The sequence below is a fragment of the Acinetobacter sp. 25-47-122 genome, assembly GCF_056779695.1.
This window is the reverse complement of record NZ_JBWYIJ010000037.1, coordinates 1-253: the sequence shown is the minus strand read 5'-3', so window position 1 is coordinate 253 and position 253 is coordinate 1. Positions and strand designations below refer to the sequence as shown.

Sequence of the window (253 nt, the reverse complement as noted above, 5' to 3'; positions counted from 1 at the left end):
AAAGAAGATGCACAAGCGAAAGTTGATGCACTTCCAGAAGGAGCAGACAAAGACGCATTGGATGCACGCTTAGATGATCTAGTCGACATCATCTTACCAACAGTAAATGATGAAAACGAAGATGGCATAGCAGATGAGTACGAACAAGTATTGGCAGATGCCGAAGCAGCAGTAGAGGCGGCTGAAGCAGCATACGCTGCGGCAGAACAAGCGCTGATCGATGCAAATGCCAATGGCCTCATCACCCCAACAG

At 48.2% G+C, this 253-nt stretch carries 1 protein-coding gene; it reads left to right on the top strand.

Annotated features, from left to right (window positions below):
• A partial coding sequence (locus AC1M9P_RS14670) for a GA-like domain-containing protein (protein WP_481588098.1) occupies positions 1–253 on the top strand: 253 nt, incomplete at both ends.